This window comes from Pseudaeromonas sp. HNCC25DJ182 (assembly GCF_055413365.1).
Window position 1 is genome coordinate 22,397 of sequence record NZ_JBVAYG010000023.1, and the last position, 12,951, is coordinate 35,347.

Sequence of the window (12,951 nt, forward strand, 5' to 3'; positions counted from 1 at the left end):
CGAGATTATCCGGCCGGCTTATAAGCGAGTCCTTGCAGGTAATGTTTGCGGCATAACGACACATATTTATCATGACCACCGATCTCGACCTGATTACCATCCCGTAGCACGCAACCATTTCCCGCCACTCTGGCATTCATATGAGCCTTGTTGCCGCACCAGCAAATACTTTTCAGCTCTTCTACCTTATCGGCAAGACAGAGCAAATGGTAGGAGCCTTCAAACAACTCACCACGAAAATCACTCTTGAGGCCGTAGGCGATCACCGGAATATTCAACTCATCCACGATCCGTGCCAATTGATAAACCTGTGTACGCGTTAAAAATTGCGCCTCATCGACGATAAAGACATCCAGAATTTGTTCTTTGATTCGCTGCTGCACTATATCGAATAGATCGCTGGTGGCCGTGAATACGTCGGCAGATAGCTCTAATCCAACCCGGGCCGTAATAACCCCGACGCCGTAACGATCATCAATTGCCGGAGTCATGGCATAGGGTACCATTCCTCGTTCACAATAATTGAAATGCGCTTGAATCAGTTGGGTCGATTTCCCTGAATTCATAGCTGCAAACTTATAATGCAGTGACGCCATAATTCCCCCTGTTAACGTGGCGGCTATGATGCCAGATTGCTTGGCATGAGCGAAGTACCAATAGCCGATTCGTCTCGAAGCGCCACCATTGCTGCCACTTCTATCGCCATAGCAGCCACAATCTGTTTGGCCAAGGTATCCAAACAGCTCAATCCCAGTCACCTCATCTCCAGCAGAAGATGTGTTGAGCTACTCAATATGCGGAGATAATCAGGCTGTTACCATCGAGAATAAAGTATGCCTATGGAAAAATTGGGACGGGTACAATTCATCGATATCGCAGATAAACAACAGCAGTTAGTCGGAAATCATATAGTGGATGGCAGACCTGCACACCATTGATTGCTATCTATCAACCGCCAGCATGATCAAGCTATGCCATATCCAGCTTATGCCTCAAGATGATAAATCAACATTCATGTCCAGCAGGTAAATTGGGGGTTGGTGAAATCTGATAAAACAACGCCAATTGGTTATGTATCAACAGCAACCGGATATCTCACCGCGTAAAATATTATCCATCTATATATTGCATTATTATTTTAACGCCACAATAATTATCTCAAATCCCTTCAGCCGAGAACGAACATGACCGATTTCCTGAAAGTTTTACTTAATATTCGTAGCTTGCGGGCCGTGGCTCGTGATTTGACACTGGAACAACTCGAAGAAGGTCTTGCTAAATTGACCTCTGTTGTTGAAGAGCGCCGGGCCAATGAAGCAGAAGATCGTAAATCCCGTGAGGAACGCGAGCGTAAAATTTCTGAATATATGAACATGCTGCGTGCGGATGGTATTGATCCTGCGGAACTATTCCCGGTCGGAGCATCTACTGCCGGTGAAAAAGTAAACAAGCGGGCACCACGCCCGGCCAAGTATAAATATATCGATGAAAATGGTGAGCACCGCACCTGGACTGGACAAGGTCGTCAACCCGTCGCGATCCGTAAGGCAATCGCAGAACAGGGCAAAACGCTGGACGATTTCCTGATCTAATCAGGCCACAATAAAACAGGGGGCGTAGCCCCCTGTTTTATTTCTCATGGGCTAGCGATGACACACCAATATCTCCGCAAAATAATTCCGCTCTTCCCCCTGTTTACCGTTTGTCTACTGGCATCCGTCTCGCAACTTGTCGCGTCTGCACTTCCCCTCGCCTATGACAGAATGGCCATTCTTCAGGGCGAATGGTGGCGTCTGCTCACGGGGGGCTGGTTGCATCATAATCTGAATCACCTGCTGATGAATCTGCTCGCCTGGGGCTTGATCTACTTGCTGCTGCCGCAACGTCTGGCGGGTTACCGAAGCGTCTGGGTACTGATACTGCAGGTAGCGCTGGTCGATACCTTCTTATTCGCGCTGGTTCCCGCGACCCACTTCTACTGGGGTCTTTCCGGCGCTTTGCATGGGCTGTTTGCCATCTGTGCACTGCTCATGATTCAACAACGGGAGCGTCAGGGTTGGTGGTGGCTGCTCGGGTTATTCGTCAAACTGGGGTGGGATCTGGTGCGCACAGACAGTTTAACCACCGAGCTGATTGGCACCCGAGTACATGTCGAGTCTCATGTCATAGGTGCCATCAGTGGCGTGCTGACCGGGTTATTGCTGTTACTATGGTATCGTCGCGGCACTAAAAAGCCGACCACACCGTCGGCTCTTTAGCGGTATTACGCAGCAACAAGCGATTGATTGATAGCCGCCAAGGTTGCAGCCGGATCAACGGCTTGGGTGATAGGCCGACCAATCACCAGATAATCGGAGCCTTGCGCGCAGGCTTCAGCAGGGGTTAACACGCGACGTTGATCGCCCAGTTCCGAACCGACAGGACGGATGCCCGGCGTGACCAGCTTGAAATCTGCACCCAAATGCTGCTTGAGCAATGAGGCTTCCCGAGCCGAGCAGACGACCCCATCCAAGCCGGCTTGCTGGGTCAATGTCGCCAGGCGCAGGACCTGATCCTGCAACGAGCCGGGAACCCCTGCTTGCTGGAGTTCATCCTGCTCCATGCTGGTCAGAACAGTCACGGCAATCAGCAGCGGCGCCTTGTCACCGTACTCAGCTAACGCTTGCTTGGCGGCCGCCATCATGCGCAAACCACCACAGGCATGAACATTGACCATCCAGACCCCTAACTCGGCACTGGCCGCAACCGCTTTGGCCACTGTATTGGGAATATCATGAAATTTTAGGTCCAAAAATACATCAAACCCCAGGGCAACCAAACTCTTGACGAACTCAGGACCGAATAGGGTAAACATCTCTTTACCGACTTTCAGGCGACATAAGTCGGGAGAGACCCGCGCGACAAATGCCATGGCATCCGCTTTATTGGCATAATCCAGAGCGACGATGACTTTAGATCCTTGACGTTCTTGCATGAAAACTCCCACTACTCTCCATCCAAACCGCGGATGGGTTTAATACTGGCCCACTGTTTACACGATGGGCACTGCCAGAAGATGACCTTGGTGGAGAACCCGCAGCGCTGACATCGATAATTGGGTTTCATCGATATCTGTTTTTCCACCAAATTTTTTAACAGAGAAATACTTTCTTTGGCCTGCGTACTATCCAGCTCAGCCAATCGATAATCCATCAAACGGGAAAAGGCACGCATGGTGGGATTACGCTTGAGCTCTTTTAAAATTAACTGCTCTGCTTCAACAACACCTTGCTCCGCGTGGGTTAAATCGGCCAACGCCAAGGCAATACTGGTTGATGAAGATTGTTCAAGCCACTTCAACAAGATGGCTTTATACCGCGGATCTGAGATCGGGAAGCAGCGTTGTAGCAGCGGGAGAGCTTCAGAGACAAAATCTGGGTCTTTATCTCCGATCAATACCAATATGTCGGCGGCGATGCTCTTGTCATTCTGCTTGAGGTAAATATCGGCAAGAGCCAGTGAGGCTCGAATACAATTCTCATCGACGCTGATAGCTTTTTTCAAATAGCCGATTGAGCGTTTATCTCCAGCCTCTGCTGACTCTTGTGCGGCTAATTCACAGTAGAAATTGGCCAGCGGTGGCAGGATCTTATCCCCGAGCTTCTTACGGCTACGAGTGGCAACTGAAATTGCCTTTTCCCAATCCCGCATCTGCTGATAAACACCAATCAGTAACGCCGCCGCTTCTTCTTCATGCTCATCATGACGAACCAACTCACTGAGAATATTTTCCGCGCGGTCGAGTAAACCCGCGGCGATAAAATCACGGGCAAGCTCCAGCATGGATAGATTACGTTGATCAAACGTCAGACTGGGTCTGGCAATTAGATTTTGGTGAATACGAATGGCCCTATCCACCTCGCCTCGCTGACGAAACAGATTGCCTAATGCCAGATGAGTTTCCAGTGTCTCATCATCGACCTGCAGTAGTTCAATAAATAAATCAACAGCCTTATCGGGCTGTTCAGAAAGGAGAAAATTAATACCGGCAACGTAATTGCGCGACAATTTGTGGCTCGATTGCTGGTTATCCAGCCGCGCACCACGTTGCCCCATATACCAGCCATAAGCGGCGGCAACGGGTAATAAGAGAAAGAGAAGTTCGAGCATTAATTATTCACTGACGACTCAGCAGCACCGGTAGTGGCTTCGAGTCGATCACGTTCAGCTCCCAGACGGGTAACTTGCTTTTTGAGTTGACGGATTTGTATCCGACTCCGGATCAGCCCCCATGAGCATAATAGTGCGCAGACGGCAAAACCGGCGGAGAACCAAATCACCATCAAGGAAGAGAGTCGAAACTCATCCTGGGCTATTAAATAATTGAACTTCACATAGAGGCCATTCTCAGCCCCCAAGGTCAATGCCAAGGCAACAACGATGGCAAGAGCGATCACACTCATTAAGGCTCGCACTGATACCCCCAAGACGGACAAACAAGTGGCACCCGAAGCGGGTCAATCATGCTCACGCAATACTTTCATTGACCCGTTCACGAAGCTCTTTCCCAGGTTTGAAATGGGGAACCGACTTTCCTAATAACTCAACTTTTTCACCGGTCTTCGGGTTACGACCTACTCGTGGTGCACGATAGTGCAATGAAAAACTGCCAAAACCTCGAATTTCAATCCGATCGCCACTTTGCAAGGTAATGGCCATCTGCTCCAGAATTTCCCGAATAGCGACTTCTACATCTTTTGACGAGAGATGCAGGTACTTGGCAGAGAGTCGTTCAATCAAATCGGACTTGGTCATAAGGCACTCCTTGAGGGATCCACGCTATTTCAAACATATAAAAAGGGCGGTCTAGACCGCCCTTCTTTGCTTTCTAAGGGAGATTACTCGCCCTTGGCAGCCTTGAACGCTTCAGCCATGGCGCTGCTGAAACCAACTTCTTCTTGTTGGTTCAGGTTTTCCATAACAGCCTTCTCATCAGCTTCGTCCTTGGCACGGACAGACAGGCTAACGGTACGGTTCTTACGGTCAACACCCATGAACTTGGCTTCAACTTCGTCACCGACAGACATCACCAGAGTGGCGTCTTCAATACGGTCACGTGAGGCATCGGAGGCACGAATGTAACCTTCTACGCCTTCTTCCAAGTCGATGGTAGCACCCTTGGCATCAACGGCAGTCACTTTGCCCTTAACGATAGCACCTTTCTTGTTATCAGACAGGTACTTATTGAAAGGATCTTCTTCGATCTGCTTCACGCCCAGGGAGATGCGCTCACGCTCTGGATCGACTTGCAGAACAACGGCGGAGATCTCGTCACCCTTCTTGAACTCGCGAACTGCATCTTCACCAGAAGCATTCCAGGAGATGTCAGACAGGTGAACCAGACCGTCAATGCCGCCGTCCAGGCCGATGAAGATACCGAAGTCAGTGATAGACTTGATCTTACCGGAGACGCGGTCACCCTTGGCATGAGTTTCAGCGAACAGCTGCCATGGGTTGGACTTGCACTGCTTCAGACCCAGAGAGATACGACGACGTTCTTCGTCAATATCCAGAACCATGACTTCAACGGTGTCACCAACGTTCACAACCTTGGACGGGTGAATGTTCTTGTTGGTCCAATCCATTTCGGATACGTGAACCAGACCTTCCACGCCTTCTTCGATTTCAACGAAGCAACCGTAGTCAGTCAGATTGGTTACGCGACCGGTCAGGCGAGCACCTTCTGGGTAACGCTTGGCGATTGCAACCCACGGATCTTCACCCAGTTGCTTCAGACCCAGAGATACACGAGTACGCTCACGGTCAAACTTCAGGACCTTAACAGCGATTTCGTCGCCAACATTGACGATTTCGGAAGGATGCTTAACGCGCTTCCAAGCCATGTCAGTGATGTGCAGCAGGCCGTCAACACCACCCAGATCTACGAATGCACCGTAGTCGGTCAGGTTCTTGACGATACCCTTAACTTCTTGGCCTTCTTGCAGGTTGGCCAGCAGGCTATCACGCTCAGAGGTGTTCTCGGTTTCGATCACGGCACGACGAGAAACAACAACGTTGTTGCGCTTCTGGTCCAGCTTGATCACTTTGAACTCAAGCTCTTTGCCTTCCAGGTGAGCGGTGTCACGCACCGGGCGCACGTCTACCAGAGAACCAGGCAGGAAGGCACGAATGGTGTTCACTTCGACAGTGAAGCCACCCTTTACCTTGCCATTGATCAGACCGATTACGGTGGCCTGCTCTTCGTAGGCCTTTTCCAGTTGCAGCCAAGCTTCGTGACGCTTAGCCTTCTCACGGGACAGCTGAGTCTCACCGAAACCGTCTTCTACGGAGTCCAGAGCTACGTCAACGGTGTCACCAACGTTGATTTCCAGTTCGCCAACAGCGTTCTTGAACTGTTCAACCGGGATAGCAGATTCAGACTTCAGACCAGCGTCAACCAGGACAAAGCCGTTCGCGATGGAAACGACAGTACCCTTAACAATGGCACCAGGACGGGTTTCGAGTTGTTTCAGAGACTCTTCAAAGAGTTGAGCAAAAGATTCAGTCATGTGTTTGATAACTTGAGAGTAAATAACATCCACCCGGCAATCCGGCCAGAGCGGGGTTGTTTAAGTTCGTCCATGCCATTCCTTGGTACAGACGTATATCCATCAGCGCATTACGCACCGATTTCAATTCTTTGCATCACGTGTTGCAGAATAGTCTCTACAACCGTGTCGATATCCATCGCGGTAGAATCCACAACCAGCGCATCTGGAGCCGGCCGCAAAGGCGCCACAGCTCTGTTACGATCGCGGTCGTCACGCTCATGGATCTCGATTAAAAGGCGATCAAAATTAACATCAAATCCCTTTCCCTGCAACTGCTTGAGCCGTCTATGAGCCCTTTCTTCTGCGCTGGCATCCAGGAAAATTTTAGCCTCAGCATCCGGAAATACCACAGTCCCCATATCCCGACCATCAGCAATCAAACCAGGGGCTTGACGAAAGGCGCGCTGGCGGCGTAACAACGCCTCACGAACCCGGGGAAAAGCCGCTACTTTACTGGCTGCATTACCGATCTCTTCGGTTCGAATGGCGCCAGCAACCTCTTCACCTTCCAGAATGACGCGAACACCATCAGGCCCGGGTAAAAAACTGACATCCAGATGACTGGCTAGCGGTACCAGATCATCCTCATGGTCCAGAGCGACATCGTGGTGTAGTGCGGCGAGCGCCAGAACCCGGTAAATGGCCCCGGAATCCAGTAATGGCCAGCCCAATCGCTCGGCAAGGCGTTGACAGACAGTCCCCTTACCGGCACCACTGGGGCCATCAATCGTAATCACGGGAGTGATCATCTCCGCCATCAAAATTCTCCACTTTTTAATAGGTTAACAGCCACAACCCGCGCATGAGGCATCACAGGGATCCCAAGGTTGCGGCCACAATCTCTGGTGTCGAATTATACCCAATTCATCATCGGCAAGATACCCGAAGCCAATTCCGAGTAACAAAGTCAGCTATTTCTGGATGCTTCTGGCTGACAGCGGTTGCCAATCGGGGAGAAATCAGGCGAAAATCGCGAAGCGGATCAAATTTTTATGGCTGGCTAATCACGCCTATGCTTCACACCAACGCATTGAGTTGTGCGTAAGAGGAAATAAATGAGCAGTGTTTCCCTGATTGCATCGTCCAAGCTCCCCACTCCCTGGGGTACATTCACACTGGTCGGATTTAAAGAAACAGCGTCGGGTAAAGACCATGCCGCCCTGGTCATGGGTGATATCACGACACCCGAGCCGGTTCTCGGTCGCATTCATTCCGAATGTCTGACCGGAGACGCACTCTTCAGCTTGCGTTGTGATTGCGGCTTTCAACTTCAAGCCGCCATGCAGCGCATTGCGCAAGAACAACGCGGCGTCTTGCTCTATGTCCGCCAGGAAGGGCGTGGGATTGGTCTGCTGAACAAGATCCATGCATATAATCTCCAGGATCAAGGCGCCGATACCGTGGATGCCAACGTGGCCCTTGGCTTTGCGGCTGATATGCGTGATTACACCATCTGCGCTGATATGCTCAAGTTGCTGGGTGTATCGTCACTGCGCTTGATGACCAACAATCCCAGAAAACTCAACGCCATGGAAAAAATGGGCATTCATATTGCTGAACGTGTGCCCCTGCAAGAGGGTAAAAACCCCTTCAACGAATTCTATCTGCAAACCAAAGCTGGCAAACTTGGACATATGCTGAAGGCCGAAGACGATCAACCAACACAGGGCTGAATCGCTAAAAAAACGCCATATTTCTATGCAGCTGTTTCATTTTGTCGAAATAAAAAAGGCGCCCATTGGCGCCTTTTTTATGCAATTAATGTTGAAGGATCTGGCTAAGGAATAACTTACTGCGCTCAGACTGCGGATTATTGAAGAATTCATCGGGCGTGTTTTCTTCAACAATCTGTCCGCGGTCCATAAATATCACGCGATCCGCAACCTGTTTTGCAAAGCCCATTTCATGGGTCACACACAACATAGTCATCCCCTCGCCCGCCAGCTCGACCATAACGTCCAGCACTTCACGCACCATTTCCGGATCCAGTGCCGAGGTCGGCTCATCAAATAACATGATCTGTGGATTCATGCACAAGCTACGCGCGATGGCGACGCGTTGTTGTTGGCCACCGGAAAGCTGGCCGGGATATTTCAATGCCTGCTCCGGGATTTTAACGCGCTGCAGATATTTCATGGCCGTGGCTTCAGCCTCGGCACGGGGAATTTTTTTCACCCAAATGGGCGCCAGACAACAATTCTCCAGTACCGTCAGGTGAGGGAACAAGTTGAAATGTTGAAACACCATACCCACATCACGACGGACAGATTCAATATTCTTGATGTCATGAGTCAACGGGGTGCCTTTAACAATGATATCGCCTTTTTGATGTTCTTCGAGGCGATTGATACAGCGGATCATTGTCGATTTCCCTGATCCGGAAGGACCACAAATGACAATTTTCTCCCCTTTCCCGACCTTCAAATTAACATTTTTCAGGACATGAAACTCACCGTACCATTTATTCACGTCGTTCAGCTCAACTACGACTTCCTGTTTGTTGTTCATGCTTGGTTCCTTAATGCTTGTGTCCGGTGTGCAGCTGGCGTTCCAGATACTGGGAATAGCGCGACATGCCGAAACAGAAAATCCAGAAAATCAGGGCGATAAATACGTAAGCTTCGACGGAGTAACCCAACCAGTTCGGATCTGATAGACCCGCTTTACCTACAGCCAGCAAGTCGAATAAACCGATGATCGTCACCAGACTGGTGTCTTTAAACAGTGCAATGAACGTATTCACAATCGATGGAATAGTAATTTTCAATGCTTGGGGCAAAATGACCAACCCCATAGATCGCCAGTAGCTTAAACCCAGAGCTTCCGCGGCTTCATATTGGCCTTTCGGTATTGCCTGCAATCCACCGCGAATTACCTCAGCCATATAAGCAGACTGGAACAAAATGATACCGATAAGGGCGCGTAACAATTTATCCAGTTCGACCTGCGCTGAAAGGAATAATGGCAACATGACCGAAGCCATAAACAGTACGGTAATTAATGGAACCGCACGCCAGAATTCAATAAATACAACGCTGATACTATTCACCACCGGCATGCTGGAGCGACGTCCCAACGCCAGAATAATCCCGATGGGTAATGCCGCTACTATGCCGACCAGAGCCAGTACCAGTGTCAGCATTAAACCGCCCCAGTAGTGGGTTTCTACAGAAGCCAGGCCCAAGATGCCACCGCGCAACAACCACAGTGCCAGCCATGGAAATAGGCCGAAGAAACTAAGAGCGAACCATTTTTTACCGGGTATCCCCTTGATCATTAAAGCGGCCATCTGCAATGCGCACAGTGCAAACATCAGATCGACCCGCCACCGCTCACCATCAGGATAAAATCCGTAAATGAACTGCGAGAAACGAACGTTGATAAATACCCAGCAGGCGCCACCGGAATCACATTGTTCTCGCTGATCACCGACCCAATCCGCCTGGATAAAAGCCCACTGCACCAGATGCCAGAAAGGCGGGATCAAAATATAGAGTAACGCTAGAGTCAGCAGACTATTGGTCCAACTGGAAAATAGATTTTTCCGGCACCAGGCCAGTGGGCCAATTTTGTGTTCTGGCAATGACTGCGCAATTTGTTCAGGATAAACAGCCATAATTAACGCTCCACCAAAGCCATTTTGCGATTATATGCATTCATCAGGAACGAAGTAGAAATACTGATGGTTAAATAGACGGCCATTGTCATGGCAGTCACTTCAATCGCCTGCCCCGTTTGATTCAAGGTAGTCCCCATAAATACCGAAACCAGATCCGGGTAGCCAATAGCAGTCGCCAGCGATGAATTTTTGGTCAAATTCAAATATTGGCTGGTAAGCGGTGGAATAATAACCCGTAAGGCCTGAGGTATAACAATGAGTCGCAACGATTGACTGCGGCTCAAACTTAATGCATCAGCAGCTTCAGTTTGGCCTTTACTCACAGCATTAATACCTGAACGCACTATTTCCGCAATAAACGCCGCCGTGTAAATCGTCAGGGCTATCAATAGCGCGGCAAGCTCGGGAATTATGGTCATCCCGCCTTTGAAGTTAAAACCTTGCAGATGCGGGACATCAATCGCAATAGGGCGTCCGCAGACAAAGAATGCCAGAGCCGGTAATCCAATCAGTAACCCAAGAACAATCCAGCCGGTTCGAACCTGTTGGCCCGTGGCAATACGCCGTTTTTTAGCCCAACGGACTAAGAGCCAGCTGCCTAAAATACCGACTAGCAATGCAATCACGACCCCGCTAATTCCGTCGCTGAATAGAGGCGCCGGGAGTGATAGACCTCGAATATTTAAAAATACCGTATCGCCCCAATTCATACTCTGACGCGGCGAAGGCAAGGTGCGTAATACGGCGAAATACCAGAAAAAAATCTGCAATAGCAGCGGAATATTCCGGAAGGTCTCGACATAGAGAGTCGCGACTCGTGCGACCAGCCAATTACTGGACAAGCGGGCCACGCCGATGGTAAATCCCAGCAATGTGGCAAGAACAATACCGAGTGCCGAGACCACCAGCGTATTGACTAATCCAACCAGGAAGGTCCGTCCATAACTGTAGGATTCATCGTACGGGATCAAGGACTGGATAATGCCAAATCCAGCTCGATGAGAGAGAAAATCAAACCCGGAGGCGATACCGCGGGTCTGCATGTTATGCAAGGTATTGCTGATGATGTAAAACAGGGTCGCAACTACAGCAAGCGCAACCAACGCCTGGAAAATATAGGCCCGGATGGTGCTGTCGTAATACCAACGCACGGTTGGTGTTACCGATGATGTCGAATCGTGGGATCCAATAGCCATAATGACTTCCTGACTAATGCGGCTATAGAAAACAAGCACAAAACAGCTGGGCATGGCGGCAATAATAGCCGCCATGCCTCAAGAGATGCTTAGCGGATTGGTGGTGCGTACATGAAACCGCCCTGGTTCCACAGCGCATTCACACCCCGTTCAATCCCGAGCGGTGAACCTTTACCCACGGTGCGTTCAAAAATTTCACCATAGTTGCCCACTTGCTTGACGATCTGGTAACCCCAGTCCGGCTGGATCCCGAGAACCTTACCAGAAGGCTCTTCCAAGCCCAGCAAGCGACGGACATCCGGATTCTTGGATGCTTTCATCTCATCGACATTCTTGCTGGTGACACCCAACTCTTCAGCGCTGACCATAGCAAACAGAGTCCACTTCACCAGAGTTGACCACTGCTCATCGCCTTGACGGACCGCAGGGCCGAGAGGCTCCTTGGAAATCACTTCCGGCAACACCTGAGCGGCATCCGGCTTGGCCAATTTAATCTTCAACGCATACAGTTGAGATTGATCCGAGGTCAGGACATCACAACGACCAGACTCAAATCCCTTCACTGTCTGATCCGAGGTATCAAACACCACCGGGGTGAATTTCATGCCATTGGCCTTGAAGTAGTCGGCGACGTTCAATTCAGTGGTGGTACCAGCCTGGATACAGATGGAAGCACCATCCAGCTCCTTGGCACTCTTCACGCCCAGCGCTTTGTTCACCAGGAAGCCCTGTCCATCGTAGTACAGGGTGGTGGTGAAGGTCAGGCCCATGGTGGCATCGCGGCTCAGAGTCCAGGTAGTGTTGCGTGACAGCACATCCACTTCGCCAGACTGCAGTGCGGTGAAACGCTCTTTGGCATTCAACGGGATGAATTTAACCTTGTTGGCATCGCCAAAAATCCCGGCCGCCAGGGCATGGCACAGATCCACGTCGATACCTTCCCAAACACCCTTGGCGTTCGGATTTGAAAAGCCTGGCAAGCCATCACTGACGCCACACTGCAGTTCACCCTTTTTCTTGATTTGAGCCAAGGTGTCACCTGAGGCTGCTTGAGTTTGTCCAGCCATCAACATCAATGCGGCAGTGGTGGCAATAGAAAGTGCTTTAAATTTCATCTGCATGTGTAATCTTCCCTGTGATTGTTATGAACTAAGTTGGTGCCTGAAAATGATGCTGCCCAGTTGCCCGGCATATTCCATCATCTTGTCAATCTAGCCGCCGATCGGCTGGAACTATCCACTCCGATCGGTGAGCTCTATTGTGGATATACAGTTCAATCACTACAAAGCAAAGAGCATGCCACTGCTGACTCAATTCACGCGAAGCAGAATGGGGCAGCATCAAGCAGCAAGCTGTTTAGAGCCTTTACCCCCTGACCCGCACGCTCAGAATGCAAATTCATGCTCTTATGCTCAGTCAGTCACCAACAGGTTAAACCGGGTATGGTTTGTTTCGTTACAAAAGCTGCGGGCTCTGCCCCAATATGGCGCACCATTTACAGGCAGAATTAAGAGTAGATGAGGAATAACGTAGACAGGGGAAGATC

At 50.1% G+C, this 12,951-nt stretch carries 14 protein-coding genes; 3 read left to right on the forward strand and 11 right to left on the reverse strand.

The window, feature by feature from the left end; genetic code table 11:
• Positions 1 to 5: 5 nt before the first annotated feature.
• A complete protein-coding gene (locus ACZYUB_RS15725) occupies positions 6 to 596 on the reverse strand; it encodes a thymidine kinase (RefSeq protein WP_463949217.1) in 591 nt (196 codons plus the stop codon).
• Positions 597 to 1,184: 588 nt separating this feature from the next.
• Between ACZYUB_RS15725 and ACZYUB_RS15730 the strand changes: the two genes are divergently transcribed.
• Together ACZYUB_RS15730 and rrtA are read left to right on the forward strand one after the other, a co-directional pair.
• Positions 1,185 to 1,592, forward strand: coding sequence for an H-NS family histone-like protein (locus ACZYUB_RS15730; RefSeq protein ID WP_463949192.1), 408 nt, complete (start codon positions 1,185 to 1,187; stop codon positions 1,590 to 1,592).
• Between the two features lie 57 nt (positions 1,593 to 1,649).
• The gene (gene rrtA / locus ACZYUB_RS15735) at positions 1,650 to 2,258 is read left to right on the forward strand and encodes a rhombosortase (protein WP_463949193.1); all 609 of its coding nucleotides are present in this window, start codon (positions 1,650 to 1,652) and stop codon (positions 2,256 to 2,258) included.
• A 5-nt stretch (positions 2,259 to 2,263) separates the two neighbouring features.
• Here the strand turns inward: rrtA and pyrF are convergent, their stop codons facing one another.
• The 6 genes from pyrF to cmk all read right to left on the reverse strand — a co-directional run bounded on the left by pyrF (position 2,264) and on the right by cmk (position 7,348).
• Positions 2,264 to 2,974, reverse strand: a complete 711-nt coding sequence (gene pyrF / locus ACZYUB_RS15740; protein ID WP_463949194.1) for an orotidine-5'-phosphate decarboxylase — start codon at positions 2,972 to 2,974, stop codon at positions 2,264 to 2,266.
• An 11-nt stretch (positions 2,975 to 2,985) separates the two neighbouring features.
• Entirely contained in the window at positions 2,986 to 4,149 is a 1,164-nt protein-coding gene (gene lapB, locus ACZYUB_RS15745; RefSeq protein WP_463949195.1) for a lipopolysaccharide assembly protein LapB, read from the reverse strand.
• On the reverse strand, positions 4,149 to 4,442 hold the full coding sequence (locus ACZYUB_RS15750) for a LapA family protein (protein ID WP_463949196.1): 294 nt from the start codon (positions 4,440 to 4,442) through the stop codon (positions 4,149 to 4,151). Before ACZYUB_RS15750 ends, lapB begins: the two co-directional genes overlap by 1 nt.
• Before the next feature lie 64 nt (positions 4,443 to 4,506).
• On the reverse strand, positions 4,507 to 4,794 hold the full coding sequence (locus ACZYUB_RS15755; RefSeq protein ID WP_460883307.1) for an integration host factor subunit beta: 288 nt from the start codon (positions 4,792 to 4,794) through the stop codon (positions 4,507 to 4,509).
• A gap of 83 nt (positions 4,795 to 4,877) precedes the next feature.
• Positions 4,878 to 6,548, reverse strand: a complete 1,671-nt coding sequence (rpsA, locus tag ACZYUB_RS15760) for a 30S ribosomal protein S1 (RefSeq protein ID WP_463949218.1) — start codon at positions 6,546 to 6,548, stop codon at positions 4,878 to 4,880.
• Positions 6,549 to 6,658: 110 nt separating this feature from the next.
• On the reverse strand, positions 6,659 to 7,348 hold the full coding sequence (gene cmk, locus ACZYUB_RS15765) for a (d)CMP kinase (protein ID WP_463949197.1): 690 nt from the start codon (positions 7,346 to 7,348) through the stop codon (positions 6,659 to 6,661).
• Between the two features lie 297 nt (positions 7,349 to 7,645).
• Between cmk and ribA the strand changes: the two genes are divergently transcribed.
• Positions 7,646 to 8,263, forward strand: a complete 618-nt coding sequence (gene ribA / locus ACZYUB_RS15770) for a GTP cyclohydrolase II (RefSeq protein WP_463949198.1) — start codon at positions 7,646 to 7,648, stop codon at positions 8,261 to 8,263.
• Between the two features lie 85 nt (positions 8,264 to 8,348).
• Here the strand turns inward: ribA and ACZYUB_RS15775 are convergent, their stop codons facing one another.
• Genes ACZYUB_RS15775 through ACZYUB_RS15790 form a run of 4 tightly spaced genes read right to left on the reverse strand, consistent with a single transcriptional unit; the run spans position 8,349 to position 12,526 of the window.
• Complete coding sequence (locus ACZYUB_RS15775; RefSeq protein WP_460883304.1) at positions 8,349 to 9,098, reverse strand: amino acid ABC transporter ATP-binding protein; 750 nt, start codon at positions 9,096 to 9,098, stop codon at positions 8,349 to 8,351.
• A 10-nt stretch (positions 9,099 to 9,108) separates the two neighbouring features.
• On the reverse strand, positions 9,109 to 10,206 hold the full coding sequence (locus tag ACZYUB_RS15780; RefSeq protein ID WP_463949199.1) for an amino acid ABC transporter permease: 1,098 nt from the start codon (positions 10,204 to 10,206) through the stop codon (positions 9,109 to 9,111).
• Positions 10,207 to 10,208: 2 nt separating this feature from the next.
• Positions 10,209 to 11,480: an amino acid ABC transporter permease gene (locus ACZYUB_RS15785; protein ID WP_463949200.1), complete on the reverse strand. Its 1,272-nt coding sequence runs from the start codon at positions 11,478 to 11,480 to the stop codon at positions 10,209 to 10,211.
• Between the two features lie 14 nt (positions 11,481 to 11,494).
• On the reverse strand, positions 11,495 to 12,526 hold the full coding sequence (locus ACZYUB_RS15790) for an amino acid ABC transporter substrate-binding protein (protein WP_463949201.1): 1,032 nt from the start codon (positions 12,524 to 12,526) through the stop codon (positions 11,495 to 11,497).
• Positions 12,527 to 12,951: the final 425 nt, after the last annotated feature.

What these genes read in the sequence shown, in the direction of transcription:
- ACZYUB_RS15725 (WP_463949217.1), bottom strand. Translation starts at nt 596, where the DNA reads ATGGCGTCACTGCATTATAAGTTTGCAGCTATGAATTCAGGGAAATCG.
- ACZYUB_RS15730 (WP_463949192.1), top strand. Translation starts at nt 1,185, where the DNA reads ATGACCGATTTCCTGAAAGTTTTACTTAATATTCGTAGCTTGCGGGCC.
- rrtA (WP_463949193.1), top strand. Translation starts at nt 1,650, where the DNA reads ATGACACACCAATATCTCCGCAAAATAATTCCGCTCTTCCCCCTGTTT.
- pyrF (WP_463949194.1), bottom strand. Translation starts at nt 2,974, where the DNA reads ATGCAAGAACGTCAAGGATCTAAAGTCATCGTCGCTCTGGATTATGCC.
- lapB (WP_463949195.1), bottom strand. Translation starts at nt 4,149, where the DNA reads ATGCTCGAACTTCTCTTTCTCTTATTACCCGTTGCCGCCGCTTATGGC.
- ACZYUB_RS15750 (WP_463949196.1), bottom strand. Translation starts at nt 4,442, where the DNA reads ATGAGTGTGATCGCTCTTGCCATCGTTGTTGCCTTGGCATTGACCTTG.
- ACZYUB_RS15755 (WP_460883307.1), bottom strand. Translation starts at nt 4,794, where the DNA reads ATGACCAAGTCCGATTTGATTGAACGACTCTCTGCCAAGTACCTGCAT.
- rpsA (WP_463949218.1), bottom strand. Translation starts at nt 6,548, where the DNA reads ATGACTGAATCTTTTGCTCAACTCTTTGAAGAGTCTCTGAAACAACTC.
- cmk (WP_463949197.1), bottom strand. Translation starts at nt 7,348, where the DNA reads ATGGCGGAGATGATCACTCCCGTGATTACGATTGATGGCCCCAGTGGT.
- ribA (WP_463949198.1), top strand. Translation starts at nt 7,646, where the DNA reads ATGAGCAGTGTTTCCCTGATTGCATCGTCCAAGCTCCCCACTCCCTGG.
- ACZYUB_RS15775 (WP_460883304.1), bottom strand. Translation starts at nt 9,098, where the DNA reads ATGAACAACAAACAGGAAGTCGTAGTTGAGCTGAACGACGTGAATAAA.
- ACZYUB_RS15780 (WP_463949199.1), bottom strand. Translation starts at nt 10,206, where the DNA reads ATGGCTGTTTATCCTGAACAAATTGCGCAGTCATTGCCAGAACACAAA.
- ACZYUB_RS15785 (WP_463949200.1), bottom strand. Translation starts at nt 11,480, where the DNA reads ATGGCGGCTATTATTGCCGCCATGCCCAGCTGTTTTGTGCTTGTTTTC.
- ACZYUB_RS15790 (WP_463949201.1), bottom strand. Translation starts at nt 12,526, where the DNA reads ATGCAGATGAAATTTAAAGCACTTTCTATTGCCACCACTGCCGCATTG.